This is a genomic window from Mesorhizobium sp. WSM4821 (genome assembly GCF_055901555.1).
Map to the genome: position 1 here is coordinate 6,548,997 of NZ_CM148371.1, position 21,497 is coordinate 6,570,493.

Sequence of the window (21,497 nt, forward strand, 5' to 3'; positions counted from 1 at the left end):
CTGTCGCATGACCGCAGGCACTTGAACGCCCGCTGCTCATCAGACGTCCGGCTACAGGGTGTGAGGCACAAGTATCCGGAAATTCAGAATCCGTTCGGAGTTTTGCCATGACTTTTGCCCAGTCGGCCAATGCAATTTTCCGCCGCCTAAGGCCGTTCGTCGTGCTCTTTCTCGCCGCACAGTTCCTGATCAGGCTTGCTTTGACCGTGGTCTCAATCGGCAATCTTTCGTTCGATCCGCTGGATTGGATGGTTCCGTTTCTCACCGGATTCTGGTTCGACATCGTCACGCTGCTTCCAGTCCTCGCGGTCTTCCTCGTCTTCCCTCTTCTCCTGCCGGCCTCGTGGGCTGGAAAGCGGTTCGATCGCGCGGTCGGGCTCTTAGCCTTCGCACTCTTCCTGTTCCTGATGGTCATGCAGGGGTTTGGCGAATATTTCTTCTGGGATGAGTTCACGACCCGCTTCAATTTCATTGCGGTCGACTATCTGGTCTACACGCAGGAAGTGATCCAGAACATCATGGAGAGCTATCCGGTCGTGCCGCTGCTTGCTGGCATCGGCTTGTTGGCAGCCGGCGGCACCTTCCTGTTCCGCCGTCAGGTGACGGCAGGGTTCGCGCCACATCCCCCCTTTATGAACCGCTTGGCGGTCTTGGCGGCGACAACGGGAGCGGCCGTCGCGGGCGTGTTGCTGACGCCCGATTCGATCACGCGGCCGATGCCGAGCGCGATCGCCCGCGAACTCGGCGGCAACGGTCTCTATGGTCTGGTCAGCGCCTTCTTCTCCAATGAGATCGATTTCGCGAATTTCTACCGAACCTTGCCCGACGGACAGGCGGCCGAACGGGCACGCGACCTTCTGGCCGAAAACCACGAGCCGTTCGAAAGTGCCGACCTGAACGACGTCACACGCGACATCCGGGCCGAGGGCCCGATGCTGCGCAAGAACGTTATCCTGGTCGGGATGGAGAGCATGAGTGCCGAGTTCATGGGCGCATTTGGAAATCCGAAAGGGTTGACGCCCAATCTCGACCGGCTGGCGTCCGAAGGTCTGCTTTTCACAGAAATGCGAGCGACGGGCACGCGCACGGTGCGCGGGCTGGAAGCGATTGCGCTTTCAGTGCCGCCGACCCCGGGACAATCGATCCTGCGTCGCCCAGGCAGCGACAATCTCTTCACCATTGGCTCGGTGTTCCAGGATTCCGGTTATGACACGCGTTTCATCTATGGCGGCTACGGCTATTTCGACAACATGAATGCGTTCTTCTCCGGCAACGGCTTCGGCATTGTCGACCGCGGCACGATGAACGCTGCCAATGTGCATTTTGCCAACGCGTGGGGGGTCAGCGACGAGGCCCTCTATGACGAGGTGATCCGCCAGGCCGACGCTTCGGAGAAGGAAGGCAAGAACTTCTTCAGCTTCGTCATGACCACATCGAACCACCGACCATTCACCTATCCGGACGGTGCAATCGACATCCCGTCGCCGGGTGGTCGCGATGGGGCGGTCAAATATTCCGATCATGCGATTGGCAAGCTGGTGGACAAGGCCGCGGCAAAACCGTGGTTCAAGGACACAGTCTTCGTTTTCGTCGCCGACCATACGGCAAGCGTCGCCGGCAAGATCGAACTCGACATGAATAAGTACCACATACCATGCATCATCTGGTCGCCAGGCTTTGTCGACCCTCGGCGGATCGACCGCTTGGCGAGCCAGGTCGATATTGCGCCGTCGCTGCTCGCCATGCTGCACACCAGCTACCGCAGCCGCTTCTTCGGCGACGACCTGATCAATGCGGACGAACCCGAGCGGCCGGTCTACATTTCCAACTACGAGAAGGTGGCGATGATCCTGCATGGTCGCACGACAATCCTCGAGCCCAAAAAGCAGATCGTCCAGCTGAAGGGTGACGAGGTGGTGCGGCAAGAGGCCATCGATGAGGAAGCCGTCGACGATACGGTGGCCATCTATCAGTATGCCTCGCATTGGCGCGATATTTCACGCCGCATTCCAAGTGCTCTTGACAGCGTCACACTGGCATCTGGCCGGCGTTCTGTTGGGCAGCCAGCCAGACCCAAAACTGCTGCGCACTTTTTGGGCGACATGCATTAAAGCCACTCCAGGCCTCTGCCCTCCAGCCTGAGCAAGCGATCTTGCGGCACGTCCAGCCTAACTGCCTCTTTCGCGGACATCCCCAGCACCAGGCGGAACAGCGCGCGCACGACGCCACCATGGGTCACGCAGACCGTGTTGCGGTCGAGCGCATCGAACCACGGCTTCACCCGTTCGAGCAGCATCTGGTAACTTTCGGCGCCCTCGCCAGGCGGCTGGAAATTCCATTTGTCGAGGCGGCGCTGCCTGGTCGAACCGGCTTCCTTCGCCTCGAGTTCGGCAAAAGTGAAACCTTGCCAGTCGCCAAAGCTCAACTCCACGAGCAGCGGCTCGGTGCGATAGGCGTGCGGATCGAGCTTCATCGCCGCGCGCAGGCGCTCCATCGTCTCGCGCGTGCGTCCCATCGGGCTTGAGACAAAGTCGAAATCCTGGGGGTTATGGACGAATTCGGCCAGCCGTCGCCCGTTGCGGCTCGCCTGCTCGCGGCCGAGCGCGTTGAGGTCGGTGTCGGCCTGTCCCTGCAGCCGGGCCTCGGCGTTCCATTCGGTCTGGCCGTGGCGCGCGATGTAGACGAGCGGATACATCAGGTCTTCCGGGGTTCGGGCCAGACTTGTTCGCCCAGATTGGGTCGCCAGATTGGAATCACACGGGGGGTCAGTCGGAAGACTATTCCTTGACGGTCGAAATATCAGGCGCGTCGACCGCCTTCATGCCGACGACATGGTAGCCGGAATCGACATGGTGGATCTCGCCGGTGACGGCGCGTGAAAGATCGGACAGGAAATAGACGCCGGAATCGCCGACCTCCTCTTGCGTCACCGTCTGCTTCAGCGGCGAATTGTATTCGTTCCACTTCAATATGTAGCGGAAATCGCCGATGCCGGAGGCGGCCAGCGTCTTGATCGGCCCGGCGGAGATGGCATTGACGCGGATCTTCTTGGCGCCGAGGTCGACGGCCAGATAGCGCACGCTGGCTTCGAGCGCCGCCTTGGCGACACCCATGACATTGTAGTGCGGCATCACTTTTTCCGCACCGTAATAGGTCAGCGTCAGCAACGAGCCGCCATCGGTCATCAGCGCTTCGGCGCGCTTGGCGATGGTGGTGAAGGAATACACCGAAATGTCCATGGTGCGCAGGAAATTGTCGCGCGTCGTCTCGACATAACGGCCCGTCAGTTCGTCCTTGTCGGAAAAGGCGATGGCGTGGACGAGAAAATCGAGCTTGCCCCAATGTTTGGCGATATCGTCGAAAACCGCATCGAGGGTTGCCGGATCGGTCACATCGCAATGGCCGGCGATATGGGCGTTGAGTTCCGCCGCCAGCGGCTCGACGCGCTTCTTGAACGCCTCGCCCTGATAGGTCAGCGCGATCTCGGCGCCGTGGTCGACGCAGGCCTTGGCGATGCCATAGGCGATCGACCGATTGTTCGCGACGCCAAGGACAAGCCCCCGCTTGCCGGCCATAATGCCTTGTCCACTCGCCATGTGAGCGCTCTCCGCAAGATTTTCCCGCTTGTGGAGTGCCTATCGCACAGGCACAGAGACCCTTCAAGCGCTCAAGACGGACAGTTCGGGGGACAAAGGCGTCCAGTCAGCGTTTTCGGTTGCGCATCAACGCTTCGAGATCGCTGTCGCCACCTTCAGGCAGCATCAGCCGCACATGGGCGTAAAGATCGCCGTGACCGCCAGTTTTTTCCGGCAGGCCCCTGCCCTTCAGCCGCAGGACCTTGTCCGAGCTCGACCAGGCAGGAACATTGACCGCAAGCCGGCCCATCGGCGTCTCGACCGCCACCTTGGCGCCCAGCACGGCATCCGCCAGTGCAACCGGCAGATCGGCATGGAGGTCGCGGCCTTCGACGCGGTAGCGCGGATGCCGCCGCAGGCGGATCTTGACCAGCGCATCGCCCGGCTGCCCCGGCCCTTGCTCGCCCTGGCCTTTCAGCCGGATGGTCTGGCCGTCCTCGACATAGGCCGGAAGCTTGACGGCGACTTTGCGGCCGTCGGGGAACATCGCCGTAACCTTCTCAGCAGTCGCCGCTTCCTCGATGGTGATGTCGAGCGTCACGTTCAGGTCAGCGCCGGAGGGCGCCTGCCGGCCCGCACCCATGCCGGCACCGCGGGAGAAGGTCTCGCCGAAAATCTGGCTGAAAATGTCGCTGTTGCCGTCGAACGGATCGCCGCCCGGACGGCCCGAGCGAAACTCGAAGCGCGAGCCGCCCGGCCCTTGCTGCCGGCGAAAGCCGGAGAAAGGATCGCCGCCTGCGGCACCCTCGAAACCCTGGAAACGCGGCTTGCCGTCGGCGTCGATCTCGCCGCGATCGAAAGCCGCCCGGCTCTTCTCATCGCCGACGATCTCGTAGGCCTGGTTGGCCGCGGCAAAAAGATCTTTCGCCTTGGGATCATCCGGATTCTGGTCCGGATGATACTTCTTGGCGAGTTTTCGATACGCCGATTTTATGTCCTTGGCCGATGCGTTCTTGGCAACGCCCAGCACCTCATAGGGGTCGCGCATGCTTCCTACCTTGGAGAAGGAGTGAGTTCACGATTGCCCCCTATATGCGCTCGCATAGGAAGAAATTCCAGTAGCGTGCGGCCATATGATGGCGGAAATTCAGAGCGCCTTGAAGTCCTGCATCCGCCAGGCGCCGGCGCCGGCCAGGCACACCTCACCCTTAAACAGGGCGACGCCGTCGAAGCTCTCGCGCGAGGCGGTGAAGCGGCGGCAAAGCTGGCCGTTGTCCTCAGACTCCGCCAGTTCGGTGATCGAGCCGCGCGAACCGGTATCGGAATTCGCCCAGGGAACGGCCTGCCCGGCAAGCTCCTGGATGTCGGCGGAAGACACAGCGTTACGGATCGTCGCCTCGTCCGAGGCGCGATCCTGATCGAACGGCGAGGCAGAAGCAGTCGTGCTGCTGGTGAGGATCGTGCGGTCGACCTCCGCCTGCTCCAGGCTGAAGCCGCCGGCACCGCAGGCGGCAAGCGGCAGAACGACCAACGCGATCGCGGCGGCCTTGACCGCAACCTGGGCGCTGGCCGAAGCGATAAGGCTCCATTGCCTGCTGTCAAAAGGTTGCGCGATAAGCGACAATCGGCAATCTCCCCAGCCGGCAATGGAATTTGAAAAAACTATGAGCGAAACTGAGTTAACAAGCAGTGACTTTACCGAGGCTGCCGAGCCATTCCGCCTCTTTGCCGCATGGCTCGACGACGCGACGAAGAGTGAGATCAACGATCCCAACGGCGTGGCGCTGGCGACGGTCGATGCCGAGGGCATGCCGAACGTGCGGATGGTGCTGCTTAAGGGGTTCGATGAAAGCGGGTTTGTCTTCTACACAAATTTCGAAAGCGCCAAGGGCCGCGAGATCCTCGGCAGCATGAAGGCGGCGATGTGCTTCCACTGGAAATCGCTGCGCCGGCAGGTGCGGGCGCGGGGGCCGGTGGAGATCGTCACCGAGGCAGAAGCCGACGCCTATTATGCCACGCGTCCGCGCGGCAGCCGCATCGGCGCCTGGGCGTCGAAACAGTCGCGACCGCTGGAGAGTCGCTTTGCGCTGGAAAAAGCCGTTGCCGAATACACGGCGCGCCATGCCATTGGCGAGATCCCACGGCCGAAACACTGGTCGGGCTTCCGTATCGTGCCGCAGACGATCGAGTTCTGGCACGACCGGCCTTTCCGGCTGCACGACCGCATCGTCTTTTTGCGCAACGCCAAGGGCGGCTGGAACAAGGCGCGGCTTTATCCCTGAGACCTTCCGAAGACGGTACGGAATTCATGCCGTTTCAAGTCGCAAAGAGGTGAACCATGAGTCTGTTCCTGGCATTCCTCGGCGTCTCGTTCATCGTCATCGCTACACCCGGACCGGACACTGCCATCACCATTCGTAACACGCTGCTCGGCGGTCGCGCCGGCGGCGTGTCCACCGCGCTTGGCATCGCCAGCGGCCAGACGATCTGGGCGCTGGCCACCAGCGCCGGCATTGTCGCCCTGCTGGTCGCTTCGGAGCCGCTGTTCCTCGCCGTCAAATATGCTGGTGCTGCCTATCTCGTCTATCTCGGCGTCAAGGCGCTGCAGGAGGCGCTGCGGCCGTCCCACCGGGCGGAGGCGCTGGCCATCGCCAGGCCTTCGCGGCGGCTGAAGGCGGCAAGCGCCTTTCGCCAAGGCCTGATCAGCGATCTCGGCAATCCAAAAATGGCCGTGTTCTTCGCCAGCCTTTTGCCTCAGTTCGTGCCACCGGGCGGAGAGAGTTTTATTTCTCTGTTCGGCCTCGGAGCAGTCTTCGCTGTCATGACCTTTACCTGGCTGGCGCTGTACGCGACGGTCGTCGCCAAGGCGGGAGATTTCCTGCGCCGGCAATCGATCCGCCGCGTCATCGAAGGCGTGACCGGAGCGCTGCTGCTCGGTCTTGGCATCCGTATCGCGACCGAGCACCGCTAGATGGAGCGCACTTCACGCGAGCGTCGTACGCCCTCGATCGTGCGGCGAGACTGCGTCTGTTTTCCGAGGTGGTGGTTGGCGCGCAAGATCTGACGGGGCTACGCGCCAGTGACTTCAATTTCCAGCCGGGCGTCCATAATCATCACGGATTGCCCGGTTAGAGCGGCGCGCGCCGGAAGCGGTTCTTGGTCTTCACGCGGAGACTACTCCGTCGCTATCTCGTCCGGCCACATCTGGGCGCCATGCAGGACGCGCAGGACGCGAACCGTGTCGGCCGTCACGGCATAAGCGGCGATATAGGGCGTGCGCGCGACGACAAGCTCGCGCGTGCCGGCGATCCGGCCGGGTCGCCCGCTTTCCGGAAAGTCGATGAGGCGGTGAGCCGCAAGGACGATCAGTTGGTCGACGTGAACGGCGGCCCTGGGATTTTCAGCTTCGATATGCGTGAAGATATCGTCGCGATCGGCGAGTGCAAACCGCGCCCAGACGAGCCTCAAGACTCACCTGCCTCCGCCTTGCGAAGCGCTGCCGCCCGCCTTCCAGCAAAATGGGATTCGGCGTCGGCGTCTTCAACATCCGGCCGGGTGTCCTCGAGCGCCTGCAGAACTTTCGCTCGGAACCAAGCATCGTGGGCATCACTGTTGCTGACGAGCTCGAGCGGCAGGGCGCCCTCATTCGCGGTCCGGGTCAATAGGATACGGACGGCATCGGAAACCGTGAGCCCCATGTTTTCCAGAACCGCGGTAGCGCGATCCTTCACCTCGCTGTCAATTCGGGTCTGGACTAGTGCGTTCGATGCCATGGCAGTCTCCTTCGCTAACAGTCAATGTAATGCATCTGCATGACATATGCCAGACTCTCAATCGGCATGAGGTTTCCGCGCGGATCGGCACGACAACCTCGCCCGGGATCGGATGGACCACCTATTGAAAGCTCACGCCTAGTAGCCCAGCCTATCCCTTCTTCCTGGTCATGAAAGCCATCAAGGCGGCGCGGGCCTCGTCGGACTTCAGCCGCTCGCGGAAATGCTTGCTTTCCTGGCCGATGCGGGCAACAAGCTCCTCGCGCGAACCGCGCATCAGGTCACGCGCGATCTTCAGCGCCTGCGGCGGCTTGGCCGCGATCTGGCCGGCGGCGGCAAGCACGGAGGCTTCGAGCGCTTCTTCCTCGACCACCGCGTAGATCAGTCCGGCGGCTTTTGCTCGCTCGGCCGAAAAGCCTTCGCCAAGGCCAAGCAGCGCGAAGGCGTCTTGCCGGCCCAGAATTTGCGGCGCAAGCAGGCTCGACCCCGCCTCGGGCACCAGGCCGAGATCGACGAAGGGCGTGCGGAACACTGTGCGCGGCGTGGCGAAGGTCAGGTCGCAATGCAGGTTGAGCGTGGTGCCGATGCCGACCGCAATGCCGTCGACGCCGGAAACCATGGGCTTTTCCGCCCTGGCCAGCGCCATCAGGAAATCCCAGACCTCCGTGCCACCCTCGCCGCCGGTCGCCACGATCATGAAATCGGCAAGGTCGTTGCCGGACGAGAAGGCGCCTGGCACGCCGAGGAAGACATGGACGCGGACCGCCGGATCGGCATCGCCCTCGGCAAGGGTTTTGGACATTCTCGCATACATGGCGCGCGTCAGCGCGTTCTTCTTGTCCGGGCGGTTCATGCGGATGATCTGGACGGCGCCCTGGCGCTCGACGAGGATATGCTCTGTCACGGATGATCCTTTGTGAACGTCAGGCCCTTGTGAAACGCCAAGCTTCGTGAAAGGTCAGGCAGAAATCAGTGCCTTGCCGGCGGCGGCAAGGCTTTCGGCGCCGCCGATGACGCGCTCCTTCAGTGCGCCCGCCTCGCCAAGCAGGTTTTCGGCGAAGAAGCGGCAAAGGGCAATGCGGCTTTGATCGGCAAGCGCGCCGCGTGCCAGATAGGCGCCGCCCGCCGCAAGCGAGATCAGCCTCAGATAAGGCGTCGCCCCGGCCAGCGCCTCGTCCGAGCGCCCCTCGGTCAGCCGCCCCTGCAGGAAGCGCGTCGCCTGGCCGAGGTCGTCGAGCGCCTGATCTAAACCATCGGCGGTGCGGCCAAAACCCTCAAGATTCGAGGTCCGCACCTGATTGGCGACCGCTTTCAGTTCGGCGATGTAGCCATGCACATGTTCGCCGCTGCCAAGCGGCAGCTTGCGCACTACCAGGTCGATCGCCTGGATGCCGTTGGTGCCTTCGTAGATCGGCGCGATGCGCGCATCGCGATAGAGCGCTGCCGCACCCGTCTCCTCGATGAATCCCATGCCGCCATGCACCTGCAGGCCGAGCGAGGCGACCTCGACGCCGACATCGGTGGAGAAGGCCTTGGCCAGCGGCGTCAACAGATTGGCACGCTCCTGCCAGTGGGCGGCTTCATCGCCGGCAGATATACGCGCACTGTCGATGGCATGGGCACAGGAATAGCTGATGGCGCGCGCAGTCTGGGTCAGCGCCTTCATGGTCAAGAGATTGCGCTGCACATCCGGGTGATGGACGATTGGCGCCATGCCATTGCCATCATAGCTTGCAGCCTTGCCCTGCCGGCGGTCATTGGCGTAGGCGAGCGCCTTCTGCGTGGCCGTTTCGGCGACCGCCACGCCCTGCATGCCGACGGCCAGCCGCGCGTTATTCATCATGGTGAACATGCAGGCGAGGCCCTTGTTTTCCTCGCCGATCAGCCAGCCGATTGCGCCTGGCACCAGCCCCTCGAAACCATCGCCATATATCATGGTGCAGGTCGGCGAGGCGTGGATGCCCAATTTGTGCTCCAGGCCGGAGCAGAACACGTCGTTGCGCGCGCCCAGCGCGCCATCGTCGCCGACCAGGAATTTCGGCACCAGGAACAGCGAAAGGCCACGCGTGCCTCCTGGCGCGTCCGGCAGCCGCGCCAGCACCAGATGGATGATGTTGTCGGTGAAATCGTGCTCGCCATAGGTGATGAAGATTTTTTGCCCAAAGATGCGGTAGGTGCCGTCGCCGGCCGGCTCTGCGCGGGCACGCAAGGCATTCAGGTCCGAGCCCGCCTGTGGCTCGGTCAGGTTCATCGTGCCCATCCATTCGCCGGAGACGAGCTTTTCCAGGTATTTCGCCTTCAGCGCCGGCGAGGCGTGCTTGTCGAGTGCTTCGACCGCGCCCATGGTCAGCGTCGGGCCGATGCCGAAGGCCATGGCGGCGGAGTTCCACATTTCGAGCGCTGCCACACCCAGCATGGTCGGCAGCGCCTGGCCGCCAAATTCCTCCGGTGCGGACAGCCCGTTCCAGCCGCCGTCGATCCAGCGACGATATAGCTCCTTCCAGCCGGCCGGCGTGGTGACGGCGGCGCCGCTCAGCACCGCGCCTTGTTCATCGCCGATCTTGTAGAGCGGCGCGACCTCCTCCGTCGCGAAGCGGCCGGCTTCCGCCAGAATGGCGTCGACGAGGTCTTCGCCAAGCTCGCCAAAGGTGCCGGCGTCGAGCGCTGGCTTCAGGCCGGCCACATGCTTCAGCGTGAAGGCGATTTCCTCGACTGGTGCCCGATACATGCCGCTCGTTCCTCCTCTGTCCGGCAGGGTCAAATTAAGATCCGTGCCGGCATAAAACCACCCGCTTTGGGCCGATGCTCCCACCGTCTTTTTACGTAAACGTCAAATTTTGTCACGCAGATTTTGCAATTGCTGCGGCGCCCAGGGGTCTAGATTTCTAACCATGGCACCTTTTTCACAACCAGCATCACCGCCGACCGGGGTCACTGGCGGTAGGGCGGCTGGATTTAGAACGGGTCGGGTCCCGGCGGCACGCTATAGTTGGGCAAAAAGCCGGACGGTTCGACCGAAAAAATAACGGAAACGACGCCCATGCTCGCCAGACTTGGCGCATATCGCTGCATCGAATGCGGCCTGCCCTACCGGGCGGCAGGTTTTTTCTACCATCGGGGCAAGATCGAGGACGGCGCCGCCTATTGGTCGGATCGCGGCATTCTGTGTCGCCCCAATGCTCGCTGGCCATCACCGCAAACCGCCAGGCCGAGGGAACGCTGCCGCAAACGTTTCCTTGATCACTCGACAACCCTAACGTTGGCGGCGAGACGCCTCTGGCGGTTGCCCAGACCGAGGCGGGCGCCCGCGTCATCGAAACCATTCTCGGCAAGATCGCCTGGGGCCCCGCCGCCTGATGCTGCTGTGGCGTCTGTCAGGCAGGCAGCACGCCCCCCAACTCAACCTCTTCCGGGCTCGAAGCATTTCCTTAACCATGACGGTTCAGGATCGGGCTTTGGCCAGCAAGGATCTGCCGTTTGAAAACGCCGGCGCACCCTCTTCGCCGCTTCAAGTCTTTGTTTGTGCACGTCGTCATCCCAAAACCGCTACGCGCTTTTGGGCGACCTGCACTGGCGCTTCTCGCCATCACCGCCGCGATGGCGCTGGCGCAGGCGGCAAAAGCCTCCGATTTCTCCCGACCGTGGAAGAATCCTGACCGGGCGCTGGTGATCGACGCCTACGAATACAATTCCATCGATTGGGCTAAGCTTATCACCGACAAGCGCATCGTCGGCTTCATCAACAAGGCGTCCGACGGGATGCCGCCAGCCTATTTCTGTTTTGGCGACGAGACCGAGACGAGGCTCTGCAAGGCGCTGTGGAAGCGCCATGCAGTGGCACAGGAACTGTTCCAGACGCGCAAGGTGGTGGCCACGGCGCTCGGCCTGAAATGGGGCGCCTATCATCTCGGCCGCCCCGGCAACCCTGTGGGACAGGCCAACAACTTCATCGATTTCGCGAAACCCGGGCCGGATGACCTGCTTGCCCTCGACATCGAGGACGACGACCCCGCGCAATGGATGTCGCTTGAGGATGCCGAGGAATTCGTGCGCCATGTGCATCGGCGGCTTGGCCGCTTTCCGGTGCTCTACACCAACGGCAAGACCGCCAGGCACATCGCAGACAACAAGTACAAGTATCGGCTTCTGTCGCGGCTGCCGCTCTGGTACGCGCGCTACAAGCCCGACATCGACGTGCATTTTCCAATGGGCAACTGGCAAGGCTACGCACTGTGGCAGTTTTCGGCGAAAGCCAATTGCGGCCGGTTCCGCTGCCCCTACCGGGTCGCGGGCACGCCAAACGATATAGATGTCAACGTCGCACCGATGGATGGCGAGAAACTGCGCGCGCAATGGCCGTTCGGCGGGCTGATCGACGTGCAGCCGGATTACCTCGCCTCGATACCGGTGCCTCTCTCACGCGAGGCCGGGCTGGCCGGTGGCACCATCACCTACGCCACCGTGGCGATAGCGCCGTCCTTCGCAGAAATGGTCGCCGTGTTCAGCGCACGCTGGGCCAAATTCCGCACCAGCTTTCAGATGCCCGCTGTGAAGACGGCATCACGCGCTCCGCGCGGAATTGCCGAATATATGGCCTTGACGCGGAAAGAAAATCGCTCCGCATCAGCTCTTGAAGCTGTGCCCGTCGCCAGCGATCCGGTCAGCACCGCCTCGACCGAGTTCGACCACGGGGGCTGAAATCTGGAAACCTGTTCGAGATGTCAGCGCGCCTGCTCGCGCGCGATGGCCTGCCAGCCAATATCGCGGCGGCAGAAGCCTTGCGGCCAATCGATACGGTCGAGTGCGGCATAGGCCCGTCTCTGCGCCTCGCCGACCGTGCCGCCGACAGCGGTGACGTCGAGCACGCGGCCGCCATTGGCGACCAGCGCACCGCTGTTGATGGCGGTGCCGGCATGGAAAATCTCGACGCCGTCGCGCGCGGCCGTTTCGACGCCGCGGATGACCGAGCCCTTTTCCGGCGTGCCGGGGTAGCCCCTGGCCGCCATCACCACGGTGAGTGCCGTCTCGTCACGCCAGCGCACCGAGGTATGCGCAAGCTGGCCATCGGCGGCAGCGTTGAGCAGGACCAGGAGATCATCCTTCAGCCGCATCATCAGCACCTGGCATTCCGGATCGCCGAAACGGGTGTTGTATTCGATCAGCTTCGGCCCCTTGTCCGATATCATCAGCCCGGCAAACAGCACCCCCGAAAATGGCGCGCCAAGTTCGGCCATGCCGCGCATGGTCGGCTCGACGATCTCGCGCATGGTGCGCTCGATTATCTCCGGCGTCATCACCGGCGCCGGCGAATAAGCGCCCATGCCGCCGGTGTTCGGGCCGATGTCGCCATCACCGACGCGCTTATGGTCCTGCGCGGTGCCGAACGGCAGCGCGATGGCGCCATCGCACAGGCAAAAGAAACTCGCTTCCTCGCCGACGAGAAACTCCTCGATCACCACCTCCGCACCGGCCTGTCCGAAGGACCCTTCGAAACAGGCATCGAGCGCGGCCAGCGCCTCGGCCAACGTCATGGCGACGGTGACGCCCTTGCCGGCGGCCAGTCCATCGGCCTTGATGACGATCGGCGCGCCCATCCTCTCGACATAGGCCCTGGCCGACGCGAGGTCGCCGAAACGGCCATAGGCGGCGGTTGGTATATCGTATTTCGCGCAAAGGTCCTTGGTGAAACCCTTCGAGCCTTCCAGCCGCGCCGCCGCCCTGGACGGGCCGAAGACGCGAATGTCTGCGGCGCGAAGGTCGTCGGCAATGCCAGCAACCAGCGGCCCTTCCGGCCCGACCACGACGAGATCGATCTTTTTCTCCGTGCAGAAGCGGGCCACCGCCGCGTGATCGGCAATGTCGAGCGCCACCAGCTCGGCTTCCTGGCCGATGCCCGGGTTGCCGGGAGCGGCGTATAGCTTCGTCAGCAGCGGCGAGGCCGCGATCTTCCAGGCCAAGGCATGTTCGCGGCCGCCGGAGCCGATCAACAAAACACGCATGCCCAGGTCCCTTGCCATTCCTCGATCAGGACTGCGCTATTGCGCCCCGGACGACGGGTCAAGACATTTGGGAGTTTTTGACACGACTTGAACACGAGAACGTGCGGCGACAGGGCCCTGCGCGGGGTGTTTTCCGCCCACGGCATTCCGCATCAACCACATAGCTCGCGGACGAGGCTTGACGCTTTCCGCCTCTGCTGCCACTCCAGCACAATGGAAACCGTCCAGTCGAAAGCGGCCCAGGGCCGCGTCGCCGATGCGCCGAGCGGCCACTGGGTCTACCGCGTTCTGCCACGCTGGCTATGGCCCTATGCGCAGCTCGCGCGATGGGACCGGCCGATCGGCTGGCAGTTGCTGCTGTGGCCGTGCTGGTGGTCGGCGGCGCTTGCGGCAAGCGCCTATCCTCGCCCCAGCGACCCGCTGCTCTCGCTGCTGCCGGCGCCATGGTATCTCGTACTGTTCCTGATCGGCGCCATCGCCACGCGCGGCGCCGGCTGCACCTACAACGATCTGGTCGACCAGGACATCGACAACCAGGTGGAACGGACGCGCTCGCGGCCACTGCCTTCGGGAAAGGTCACACGCCGGCAGGCCTGGGCGTTTCTCGCCATCCAGGCTTTGGTCGGCCTCGCAGTGCTTGTGCAGTTCAACAGCTTCGCCGTCCTGCTCGGCATCTGTTCGCTCGTCGTCGTCGCCATCTATCCATTCATGAAGCGGCATACCAACTGGCCGCAACTGGTTCTCGGCCTTGCCTTTTCCTGGGGTGCGCTGATGGGATGGGCGGTCGAGTTCGGCGATATCGATGGTCCCGCCGTCATGCTCTATATCGGCTCGATCCTGTGGGTGATCGGCTACGACACGATCTATGCGCATCAGGACAAGGAAGACGACGCCATCGTCGGCGTGGGCTCGACCGCGCGCCTGTTCGGCGACAACACCAGGGTCTGGCTTGCCGGCCTTTATGGCGGCGCGTTGGTGTGCTTCGCCATCGCCTTTGCATCGGCGCAGGCGCCGATGCCGGCGCTGGCCGGGTTGATCGCCGCCGGCGCCCATATGGCGCGGCAGATAGCAAGGCTGAACATCGACGATCCGGACCAGTGCCTGCGTCTGTTCAGGTCGAACAACCAGGTCGGCTGGCTGATCTTCCTTGGCCTGATCGGCGGCGCGGTGTGGGTGGCGGTGAAGCCGCTGGTGTAGGAGCCTTGTTCCCCTCTCGCCCATGAAGGCCAAGAAGCGGGAGAAGGAAGAGCTGCAGGGACTATTCCCGCGAAATGATCTCCTGGCCGCCGATGACCAGCCTGAGGCCAAGGTCGCCGGCCCTGCGGCGGGCGAGGAAGCGCGGTCGGCGCGTGTTCGAAACACGGCCCTTGCGGCGATCCTGCGCCGGAAGCGCCTTGATGGCGGCGCCAAGCGATTCCTCAAGCGTGCGGGCGACGCCGTCGGCTTCTATCAGCAGCATCGGCAGACGGTAGGCATCGGCCCAGGCGCGCCAGTCCGCGGCGACATCGTCGAGATCGTCGGCCACCAGCAGCGGCACCGACAGCATCGGATCATTGTGCAGAAGCTCCAGCGTCACCGTCACATTGCCATCCGGATCCTCCATCGCGCGGGCGGCCACACCGCGAAACGCGTTGGCGGGCAGGGCGATGATCGCCGGCACGCCGCTCATCTCCAGCGTGCGGCGAATGACGGCGCCGCGGTGGTCGATGGTGAAGGTAACGTCGCCATAGTCGTCGCGCGTGGCGTAGCTCACCACCTGCGGCAGGCGGAATGGGTCGAGGCGCATGTTGCGGCCGGCCCAGACTGGCTTCAGTCCAGTGTTCATGTAATGCCTTCCTGTTTCTCCTGAGAGCCGGTTTTCCGGTGCTCCGGGCCGGTTTTTCCGGCCTCGTTGTGGGGAAACATTAGCGCGGGCTTCTTACCGCCCCGCTTAAGAAAGTCAGTTAAATTTTGCTGACCTCAGGCGATGGTTATCGGAATACGACCAGGCACAGGACGTGGAAAGGATCAGATAACCTTACCAGGATTCATGATGCCGGCTGGATCGAAGGCCCTCTTCACCCTGCGCATCAGGTCGATCGCCATTGGCGGCGCCGTCGCGATCAATTCGTCGCGCTTCAACTGGCCGATACCGTGCTCGGCCGAGATCGAGCCGTGAAGGCTGCGCACGACGTCGTGCACGGCCTGGTTCATGGCTTGGTAGAGGCAGAGAAACGCGTCGTCGTCGCCTCCGACCGGCCGGGAAATGTTGTAGTGGAGATTGCCGTCGCCCATGTGGCCGAAACAGACCTCGCGCGCACCAGGGCTGACGGATTGCACGGCGCCGGCCGCCTTTTCGATGAATTGCGGGATGGAGGCCACTGGCACCGAGATGTCGTGCTTGATCGAGGCGCCTTCGGGCCTCTGCGCGTCAGGCAGCACCTCGCGGAAATTCCAGAAGGCGTCGCCCTGGGCGATGCTCGCCGCGATCACCGCGTCACCGACGATCTCCTGCTCGAGGCCGGCTGAAAGCACCTCCTCGATCAGGACCCTCGCATCCTCCGCCGAGCGGCCCGAGGAGACCTGCATCAGCACATACCACGGCCAATCCCCGGCCAGCGGCCGCACGACGCCTTGCGCGTGGGCAAGCGTGAAGTCGTAGGGCCTCTGGCCGATTAGCTCGAAAGCGGTGAGTGCGGCGCCGGCGCGGTCCATCGCCAGGCTGAACAGAGACAGCGCCGCCTGCGGCGACGACAGGCCCGCAAAGGCCACCTCGCGCCCCTTGGGCTTGGGGAAAAGCTTGAGCACGGCGGCGGTGATGACGCCGAGCGTGCCCTCCGCTCCGACAAACAGGTTCTTCAGATCGTAACCAGTGTTGTCCTTCTTCAGCTTGCGCAGGTCATCGAACACCTCGCCGGTCGGCAGCACCACTTCGACGCCGAGGCAGAGCTCACGCGCATTGCCGTAGGCAAGGACGCCGGTGCCGCCGGCATTGGAAGAGAGGTTGCCGCCGATCTGACAGGAGCCTTGCGCGGCAAGCGAAAGCGGAAACAGCCGGTCGGCGGCATCGGCCGCTTCCTGCAGGGTCTGCAGGACGACGCCGGCCTCGACGGTGGCCGTGTTGGACAGGACGTCGATCTCGCGGATGCGGTTCAGCCGCGACAGTGACAGCATGATCTCGCGGCCGGACGTATCCGGCACCTGTCCGCCGACCAGCCCGGTGTTGCCGCTTTGCGGCACGATGGGCGTTCCCGTCTCGGTCGCCAGCCGCATGATGCGGCTGACCTCGTCGACGCTGCCGGGCCTCAGCACCAAAGCCGTCCTGCCATGCCAACGACCGCGCCTCTCAATGAGGTAAGGCGCGATATCCTGCTGGTCGCGAAGCGCATATTTGTCGCCGACGATGGCTGCAAAGCGGTCGATGAGGGCGAGGTCTAGGTCCGGGGATATTTCGTTCATCAGTGGAAACTACGGTCCTGCATCGATCTTGTCACGAGGGGCGGCGGCGCGCGAAAGGCGGTCGTTGATCGCCTCGCCCAGCCCGTCGAACGGGATAGGCTCGACGGCGATTGTCTTGGCGCCGCTGCGATCGAGATCCTGCATATGGACGAAGAGATTGGCCGCCGCCTCGCGCAGGTCGCCTGCCTCGGACAGGTTGCGCAAGGCGACAGCGCCTTGCCAGCCTTCGGCACGGCGGGGGCCGAACGCCAGCAAGGCTTCGCCCTTTGCCACTTTTGCGGCGTTGACCCGCACCGCGGCACCCGGCGCATAATGCGAGGCGAGCATGCCCGGAGCCTCGATGCCCGCCGCACCGCGCGACAGCGTCACGCCGGCGGCGGCTTCGATGTCCTCGGCGGCAATGCCGCCCGGCCGCAGCAGCCGCAGCTTTCCGCCCTCGACCTTGACGATCGTCGATTCGAGCCCGACCGACGTCGCGCCGCCATCGACCACCAGCCTGATTTTCGAACCGAGATCGGCCGCCACGGCCTCGGCTGTCGTGGCGCTGATCTTGCCTGAGGAATTGGCGCTGGGCGCGGCAAGCGGGCGGCCGAGCCTGGCGATCAGTTCGCCGCCAAAGCCCTTCGGCATGCGCAGCGCGATCGTATCCAACCCGGCCGTGACCAGCGGATGAATACCGTTGCCGGGCCGTTGCGGCAACACCAGCGTCAGCGGTCCCGGCCAGAACGTCAGCGCCAGTCTTTTCGACAGAGGATCGAACAGCGCGATGCGCTCGGCCATCGCCAGATCGGCGACATGCGCGATCAGCGGGTTGAAGCGCGGCCTGCCTTTGACCTCGAAGATGCGCGCCACGCCCGCGCCATTGGTGGCATCGCCGGCCAGCCCGTAGACGGTTTCCGTCGGAATGGCGACGACGTCGCCGCCTTCGAGCAGCGCCAGCGCCCGCTCCATCGCCTCGCCGGGGGCAAGTATCTCAGCCACTCTCGTCACCTCACAGTTGCCGGGGTGCGTAGTACGGTGACGTTCAGAGGGCAAGTCCGGCACGTTGGCGAATGATTGATCGTTAAAATGCCGTCTTTCCCCGCAAGCCCGCATCAATTCCCGGACGGTATGGTGCCAGCCTGTTGGGCAAGGGGAACTGTCATGGTCTGGGTGCGTATCGTGGGAGCGCTTGGTCTCACTCTGGCGGCGGGCGGAGCGCAGGCTTCGTCCTTGGTCGTCCTCGGAGCATCGACGTCAACGCCGTCCGTCGTCACGCTCAGCGCACCTGAGCCAGCGAAGGCGGCTGAGAGCATAAAGGCCGGCTCCTCGACGCCATCGATCGTGGCGCTCGGCAAACCGGTGCCCGATGTCACTTATGAAAATGTTGCCGCGATCCCGAGCCAGCCCAGGCCCAAACATGATTTCAGGCAAAGCCCGATGATCATTCGCGGCGGTATCGTCGGCGACGCCTTCGCAACCCCTGCCCCCAGCCCCGCAGCTGCCGCGACCACCGCTGCCGCAGCACCTGCGGCCGGTTCCAGTTCCGACAAAGAGACAACGGCAACGAACCGCGAGCCCGAGACGCCGCAGCCGGCACCCATTCCCGATATCGACCAGACCGAATAACCGTTCGAGGTCAGGACGACGCGCGCGCCGTCCTGGTTCAGCAGGTAAAATCCCGTCGCCTGAAAAACCTCAGGCCGCGACCTCGTTGTCCGCGTCGTCGGTGGAGTCCTCGTCGACCTCTTCCTCTTCGCCGGTATGCTCTTCGTGAGCATCCGGGGCTTCAGCCTTCACGCTGTCGTCGTCTTCCTCATCGTCATCTTCTTCGTCTTCCTCCTCGTCATCCGAGAGGGTAGCGTCGCCTACAGCGCCTTCCTCGCCCGTCGCTTCGCTTTCGTCGTCGTCACCCTCCTCGTCGTCCGCCAGATCGGCGGCTTTGATCGCGGCAGCAGCGGCCCGGTCGAGGACCGTTTCGGAAGCGGACTCAAGCGTCTCGGCGGGAGTTTCTTGTGTCACTTCGATGTCGCGAGCGGAATTCATGGAGGCCTCCGTGGGGTTGGGGAACATGTCCTTGTGCCACGCAGAGATCATCGTCATATGACTGTAAGCCGGCTCGAATCGCCGGTTGGAAGAAATTGTTCTCCCAGACCTCAGCCGGCGATCTTCGAAAAATCCGCGACCTGGTCGGTCGCTGCCCGGATGCGCGCCAGCAACGCCAGACGATTGGCACGAACGGCCTGATCCTCGTCGTTTACGAGCACTTGTTCAAAGAATGAATCAACCGGTTCGCGCAAAGCGCTAAGCGCCAGCATGGCGGCGGAAAAGTCTTCGTTCTGAATCGCCTGACCGGCTTCCTTCTCGGCCTGATTCACCGCCGCAAACAGCACTTTCTCGGCATCTTCGCGGAATAGAGCCGGCTCAACAGTGTTTGCGATAGTGGTTTTCTTTTTCTCCTCGGCGGCCAGGATGTTGGCCGCACGCTTGGTGCCGGCGAGCAGGTTCCTGCCGTCCTCGGTGTCGAGAAAAGAGCCAAGCGCTTCGACGCGGCGGACGATTTGCAGGAGGTCGTCATTTTGTGATTGGCCAATCTCCCCCCTTGCGCGGGAGATGCCCGGCAGGGCAGAGGGGGGCAGCGTAGAGCGCCCTTCCTCGGCTGAACTTTGAGACGCCGGCGGGACAGCGCGCCCCTCTGTCGGCTTCGCCGACATCTCCCCCACAAGGGGGGAGATCGGGCGCAAACCCGCCGCCAATACAGCATCGATCAGGTCGTGCCGCGCACCCTGGTCGCGGAGATAGACTTTGAGGCGGTCGTGGAAGAAGGCGAGGAGGTCGATCACTTCAGCGCCGACCTGTTTGCCGCTGAATTCCCGCATTCCTCGCCCTATTGCAAAACCTTCACCTATCGTGCGGACAATGTTCTTCATGGACTGATGGATGGAGGGAACATGAGATTCTGAGACACCAACGATGCTCAATCGAGTTTTGTTCTCGACCAGAATCCTGATCACTCCCAGCGCCGCTCTTCTCAGCGCATAGGGATCCTTCGATCCCGTCGGCTTCTCGTCGATCGCCCAAAACCCGACCAGCGTATCAAGCTTGTCGGCGAGCGCGACGGCCATGGAGACCGGATCGGTCGGCACGCGGTCGGACGGTCCCTGCGGCTTGTAGTGTTCCTCAATCGCGGCGGCCACCGAAGGATGCTCGCCCTGCAGCCGTGCGTATTTGCGACCCATGGCGCCCTGCAGTTCCGGAAACTCGCCGACCACTTCGGTGGTGAGATCGGCCTTGGCCAAGACGGCGGCCCGGCGAGCCAGCGCGGTAATCTCCCCCCTCAAGGGGGAGGTCGAGTTCGCGACGATCGGCGCCAACTCTTCGGCCAGCCGGGCAATGCGCTCAACCCGCTCACCTTGCGTGCCGAGCTTGGCATGGAACGTCACATTGAGATGGTCGAGGCGGGCCATGCGCTGGTCGAGCGGCTTTTTGAGGTCGAGCCCGAACTTTCCCGCCGATGCCTGCAACTGGTCGAGATCAGGCAGGTCGCCCTGGTCGGTCTCCCAGAAATAGAGCGCGTCGGACAGGCGGGCACGCACCACCTTGCCGTTGCCGTGGGCGATCTCCTTGCCGCCATCCTTGGCCTCGATGTTGGCGGTCAGGATGAAGCGGTTGGAAAGCCCTTCGCCGCCGCCCTGCGGCCGCGTCACGAAACACTTCTGATTGGCGCGGATGGTCAGCCGGATCACCTCGGCCGGAATGGCGAGAAAGTCCTGCTCGAATTCGCCCATCAGCACGACAGGCCATTCGACCAGGCCTGACACTTCCTCGAGCAGTCCCTCGTCCTCGACCAAATCGAGCCCGTTGGCAAAGGCGAGATTGCTGGCGTCGGCGAGGATGATCTGCTTGCGCCGATCGGCGTCGAGCACAACCTTGGCCGCCTCCAGCTTGGCGGCATAGTCGTCGAAGCGGCGCACAATGATCGCGCCGGGCGCGTGGAAACGATGACCGTAGGTGACGTTGCCCGAGCGGATGCCGTCGATCTCGAAATCGACCACGACCGGTTCCTCGGTCTCCGGGCCGAAGGTGCAGAGGATGGATTGCAGCGGCCGCACCCAGCGCAGGGATCCCGGTTTGGCCGAGGCCGGCCCCCAGCGCATCGATTTCGGCCACGGAAAGCCACGGACGATGCCCGGCACCAGCTCAGCGATGATCGCCTCTGCCGCCCTGCCCGGCTTGGAGATGTGGGCGACGTAGAAGTCGCCCTTCTTCGGATCGGCATGGACATGCGCCTCGGCGATCGAGGAAAGACCGGCCTTGCGCAGAAAGCCCTGGATCGCCTGTTCGGGCGCCTTGGTCGAGGGTCCCTTGATCTCCTCATTGATATCCTTCGAGCGCGCAGTCACGCCGCGAATGTCGAGCGCCAACCGGCGCGGCGTCCAATATTCGCGCGCCGCCTCATAAGTCAGCCCCGCCTCGACCAGACCGTCCGTCATTATCTTCCTGAGGTCGCCGGCAGCCTTGCGCTGCATGCGCGCCGGGATTTCCTCGGAGCGAAGTTCGAGCAATAAATCCGGCATTAGAGTTTCCCTCCTCGCATGCCTTCTCCTTTTTTGCACGTCCTTGCGCCTGCGGCGCTGCGGGCGTGCAGCTGCGCGGGGATTTCCTCGGAGCGGAGTTCTAGGAGCAGGTCAGGCATAGGGTCAGCTCATGCGGGAGAAGGGTCGGGCGGGGCA

General features: G+C 63.4%; 21 protein-coding genes and 2 pseudogenes. 8 read left to right on the top strand and 15 right to left on the bottom strand.

Translation table 11 applies throughout. From position 1 onward, the window contains the following. Nucleotides 1-107 precede the first annotated feature (107 nt). Nucleotides 108-2,111 carry an LTA synthase family protein gene (locus AC0NID_RS32010; RefSeq protein WP_473454223.1) on the top strand — a complete coding sequence of 668 codons (2,004 nt, stop codon included), beginning with the start codon at nt 108-110 and terminating at the stop codon, nt 2,109-2,111. Here AC0NID_RS32010 and AC0NID_RS32015 read toward each other — a convergent pair. The 4 genes from AC0NID_RS32015 to AC0NID_RS32030 all read right to left on the bottom strand — a co-directional run bounded on the left by AC0NID_RS32015 (nt 2,108) and on the right by AC0NID_RS32030 (nt 5,199). Then, entirely contained in the window at nt 2,108-2,695 is a 588-nt protein-coding gene (locus AC0NID_RS32015) for a histidine phosphatase family protein (RefSeq protein WP_473454224.1), read from the bottom strand. The two genes, AC0NID_RS32010 and AC0NID_RS32015, sit on opposite strands and share 4 nt — an antisense overlap. Nucleotides 2,696-2,777: 82 nt before the next feature. After that, nucleotides 2,778-3,596 carry an enoyl-ACP reductase FabI gene (fabI, locus tag AC0NID_RS32020; protein ID WP_473454225.1) on the bottom strand — a complete coding sequence of 273 codons (819 nt, stop codon included), beginning with the start codon at nt 3,594-3,596 and terminating at the stop codon, nt 2,778-2,780. A gap of 106 nt (nt 3,597-3,702) precedes the next feature. Next, nucleotides 3,703-4,623: a DnaJ C-terminal domain-containing protein gene (locus tag AC0NID_RS32025; protein WP_473454226.1), complete on the bottom strand. Its 921-nt coding sequence runs from the start codon at nt 4,621-4,623 to the stop codon at nt 3,703-3,705. 99 nt (nt 4,624-4,722) lie between these two features. Next, entirely contained in the window at nt 4,723-5,199 is a 477-nt protein-coding gene (locus AC0NID_RS32030) for an RT0821/Lpp0805 family surface protein (RefSeq protein ID WP_473454227.1), read from the bottom strand. 40 nt (nt 5,200-5,239) lie between these two features. Between AC0NID_RS32030 and pdxH the strand changes: the two genes are divergently transcribed. Continuing rightward, the gene (gene pdxH, locus AC0NID_RS32035) at nt 5,240-5,857 is read left to right on the top strand and encodes a pyridoxamine 5'-phosphate oxidase (protein ID WP_473454228.1); all 618 of its coding nucleotides are present in this window, start codon (nt 5,240-5,242) and stop codon (nt 5,855-5,857) included. 56 nt (nt 5,858-5,913) lie between these two features. After that, nucleotides 5,914-6,546 (top strand): LysE family translocator, encoded by a 633-nt coding sequence (locus AC0NID_RS32040; RefSeq protein WP_473454229.1) that lies wholly within the window; start codon nt 5,914-5,916, stop codon nt 6,544-6,546. A 203-nt stretch (nt 6,547-6,749) separates the two neighbouring features. Here the strand turns inward: AC0NID_RS32040 and AC0NID_RS32045 are convergent, their stop codons facing one another. From AC0NID_RS32045 to AC0NID_RS32060, 4 genes are all read right to left on the bottom strand, one after another. Further along, a complete protein-coding gene (locus AC0NID_RS32045) occupies nt 6,750-7,043 on the bottom strand; it encodes a type II toxin-antitoxin system RelE/ParE family toxin (RefSeq protein ID WP_473454230.1) in 294 nt (97 codons plus the stop codon). Continuing rightward, nucleotides 7,040-7,348, bottom strand: coding sequence for a type II toxin-antitoxin system RelB/DinJ family antitoxin (locus tag AC0NID_RS32050; protein ID WP_473454231.1), 309 nt, complete (start codon nt 7,346-7,348; stop codon nt 7,040-7,042). The genes AC0NID_RS32045 and AC0NID_RS32050 overlap by 4 nt, the downstream gene beginning before the upstream one ends. A 151-nt stretch (nt 7,349-7,499) precedes the next feature. After that, nucleotides 7,500-8,252 carry a crotonase/enoyl-CoA hydratase family protein gene (locus AC0NID_RS32055; RefSeq protein ID WP_473454232.1) on the bottom strand — a complete coding sequence of 251 codons (753 nt, stop codon included), beginning with the start codon at nt 8,250-8,252 and terminating at the stop codon, nt 7,500-7,502. Nucleotides 8,253-8,306: 54 nt separating this feature from the next. Then, the gene (locus AC0NID_RS32060) at nt 8,307-10,076 is read right to left on the bottom strand and encodes an acyl-CoA dehydrogenase (protein ID WP_473454233.1); all 1,770 of its coding nucleotides are present in this window, start codon (nt 10,074-10,076) and stop codon (nt 8,307-8,309) included. 312 nt (nt 10,077-10,388) lie between these two features. On the opposite strand from AC0NID_RS32060, the pseudogene AC0NID_RS32065 reads away from it, so the two are divergent. The 3 genes and pseudogenes from AC0NID_RS32065 to AC0NID_RS32075 all read left to right on the top strand — a co-directional run bounded on the left by AC0NID_RS32065 (nt 10,389) and on the right by AC0NID_RS32075 (nt 12,046). Further along, nucleotides 10,389-10,588 (top strand): annotated as a pseudogene (locus AC0NID_RS32065) (hypothetical protein). 36 nt (nt 10,589-10,624) lie between these two features. After that, a complete protein-coding gene (locus AC0NID_RS32070) occupies nt 10,625-10,705 on the top strand; it encodes a hypothetical protein (protein ID WP_474033486.1) in 81 nt (26 codons plus the stop codon). Nucleotides 10,706-10,945: 240 nt separating this feature from the next. Beyond that, nucleotides 10,946-12,046, top strand: coding sequence for a glycoside hydrolase family 25 protein (locus AC0NID_RS32075; protein WP_473454395.1), 1,101 nt, complete (start codon nt 10,946-10,948; stop codon nt 12,044-12,046). A 23-nt stretch (nt 12,047-12,069) separates the two neighbouring features. Here the strand turns inward: AC0NID_RS32075 and purD are convergent, their stop codons facing one another. After that, nucleotides 12,070-13,347: a phosphoribosylamine--glycine ligase gene (purD, locus tag AC0NID_RS32080; protein WP_473454234.1), complete on the bottom strand. Its 1,278-nt coding sequence runs from the start codon at nt 13,345-13,347 to the stop codon at nt 12,070-12,072. Between the two features lie 213 nt (nt 13,348-13,560). Between purD and ubiA the strand changes: the two genes are divergently transcribed. Next, the gene (ubiA, locus tag AC0NID_RS32085; RefSeq protein ID WP_473454235.1) at nt 13,561-14,544 is read left to right on the top strand and encodes a 4-hydroxybenzoate octaprenyltransferase; all 984 of its coding nucleotides are present in this window, start codon (nt 13,561-13,563) and stop codon (nt 14,542-14,544) included. Nucleotides 14,545-14,605: 61 nt separating this feature from the next. Here ubiA and AC0NID_RS32090 read toward each other — a convergent pair whose 3' ends face one another. The 3 genes from AC0NID_RS32090 to AC0NID_RS32100 form a co-directional block, all read right to left on the bottom strand. Continuing rightward, nucleotides 14,606-15,172 (bottom strand): DUF6101 family protein, encoded by a 567-nt coding sequence (locus AC0NID_RS32090; protein ID WP_473454236.1) that lies wholly within the window; start codon nt 15,170-15,172, stop codon nt 14,606-14,608. Nucleotides 15,173-15,354: 182 nt separating this feature from the next. Next, nucleotides 15,355-16,785: an FAD-binding oxidoreductase gene (locus tag AC0NID_RS32095; RefSeq protein WP_473454237.1), complete on the bottom strand. Its 1,431-nt coding sequence runs from the start codon at nt 16,783-16,785 to the stop codon at nt 15,355-15,357. Nucleotides 16,786-16,794: 9 nt separating this feature from the next. Beyond that, a complete protein-coding gene (locus tag AC0NID_RS32100) occupies nt 16,795-17,766 on the bottom strand; it encodes an L-threonylcarbamoyladenylate synthase (RefSeq protein ID WP_473454238.1) in 972 nt (323 codons plus the stop codon). Between the two features lie 162 nt (nt 17,767-17,928). Between AC0NID_RS32100 and AC0NID_RS32105 the strand changes: the two genes are divergently transcribed. Beyond that, on the top strand, nt 17,929-18,393 hold the full coding sequence (locus tag AC0NID_RS32105; protein ID WP_473454239.1) for a hypothetical protein: 465 nt from the start codon (nt 17,929-17,931) through the stop codon (nt 18,391-18,393). Between the two features lie 69 nt (nt 18,394-18,462). Here the strand turns inward: AC0NID_RS32105 and AC0NID_RS32110 are convergent, their stop codons facing one another. The 3 genes and pseudogenes from AC0NID_RS32110 to glyS all read right to left on the bottom strand — a co-directional run. After that, nucleotides 18,463-18,810, bottom strand: a complete 348-nt coding sequence (locus tag AC0NID_RS32110) for an ATPase (modular protein) (protein WP_473454240.1) — start codon at nt 18,808-18,810, stop codon at nt 18,463-18,465. Between the two features lie 110 nt (nt 18,811-18,920). Continuing rightward, on the bottom strand, nt 18,921-19,268 hold the full coding sequence (locus AC0NID_RS32115) for a DALR anticodon-binding domain-containing protein (RefSeq protein ID WP_473454396.1): 348 nt from the start codon (nt 19,266-19,268) through the stop codon (nt 18,921-18,923). A gap of 3 nt (nt 19,269-19,271) precedes the next feature. After that, nucleotides 19,272-21,341 (bottom strand): annotated as a pseudogene (glyS, locus tag AC0NID_RS32120) (glycine--tRNA ligase subunit beta); the annotation flags it as partial. Nucleotides 21,342-21,497 lie beyond the last annotated feature (156 nt).

Excerpts from the sequence above, each read along its gene's own strand:
- AC0NID_RS32010 (WP_473454223.1), top strand. The coding sequence starts at position 108 with ATGACTTTTGCCCAGTCGGCCAATGCAATTTTCCGCCGCCTAAGGCCG.
- AC0NID_RS32015 (WP_473454224.1), bottom strand. The coding sequence starts at position 2,695 with ATGTATCCGCTCGTCTACATCGCGCGCCACGGCCAGACCGAATGGAAC.
- fabI (WP_473454225.1), bottom strand. The coding sequence starts at position 3,596 with ATGGCGAGTGGACAAGGCATTATGGCCGGCAAGCGGGGGCTTGTCCTT.
- AC0NID_RS32025 (WP_473454226.1), bottom strand. The coding sequence starts at position 4,623 with ATGCGCGACCCCTATGAGGTGCTGGGCGTTGCCAAGAACGCATCGGCC.
- pdxH (WP_473454228.1), top strand. The coding sequence starts at position 5,240 with ATGAGCGAAACTGAGTTAACAAGCAGTGACTTTACCGAGGCTGCCGAG.
- AC0NID_RS32040 (WP_473454229.1), top strand. The coding sequence starts at position 5,914 with ATGAGTCTGTTCCTGGCATTCCTCGGCGTCTCGTTCATCGTCATCGCT.
- AC0NID_RS32050 (WP_473454231.1), bottom strand. The coding sequence starts at position 7,348 with ATGGCATCGAACGCACTAGTCCAGACCCGAATTGACAGCGAGGTGAAG.
- AC0NID_RS32060 (WP_473454233.1), bottom strand. The coding sequence starts at position 10,076 with ATGTATCGGGCACCAGTCGAGGAAATCGCCTTCACGCTGAAGCATGTG.
- AC0NID_RS32075 (WP_473454395.1), top strand. The coding sequence starts at position 10,946 with ATGGCGCTGGCGCAGGCGGCAAAAGCCTCCGATTTCTCCCGACCGTGG.
- purD (WP_473454234.1), bottom strand. The coding sequence starts at position 13,347 with ATGCGTGTTTTGTTGATCGGCTCCGGCGGCCGCGAACATGCCTTGGCC.
- ubiA (WP_473454235.1), top strand. The coding sequence starts at position 13,561 with ATGGAAACCGTCCAGTCGAAAGCGGCCCAGGGCCGCGTCGCCGATGCG.
- AC0NID_RS32090 (WP_473454236.1), bottom strand. The coding sequence starts at position 15,172 with ATGAACACTGGACTGAAGCCAGTCTGGGCCGGCCGCAACATGCGCCTC.
- AC0NID_RS32095 (WP_473454237.1), bottom strand. The coding sequence starts at position 16,785 with ATGAACGAAATATCCCCGGACCTAGACCTCGCCCTCATCGACCGCTTT.
- AC0NID_RS32105 (WP_473454239.1), top strand. The coding sequence starts at position 17,929 with ATGGTCTGGGTGCGTATCGTGGGAGCGCTTGGTCTCACTCTGGCGGCG.
- AC0NID_RS32110 (WP_473454240.1), bottom strand. The coding sequence starts at position 18,810 with ATGAATTCCGCTCGCGACATCGAAGTGACACAAGAAACTCCCGCCGAG.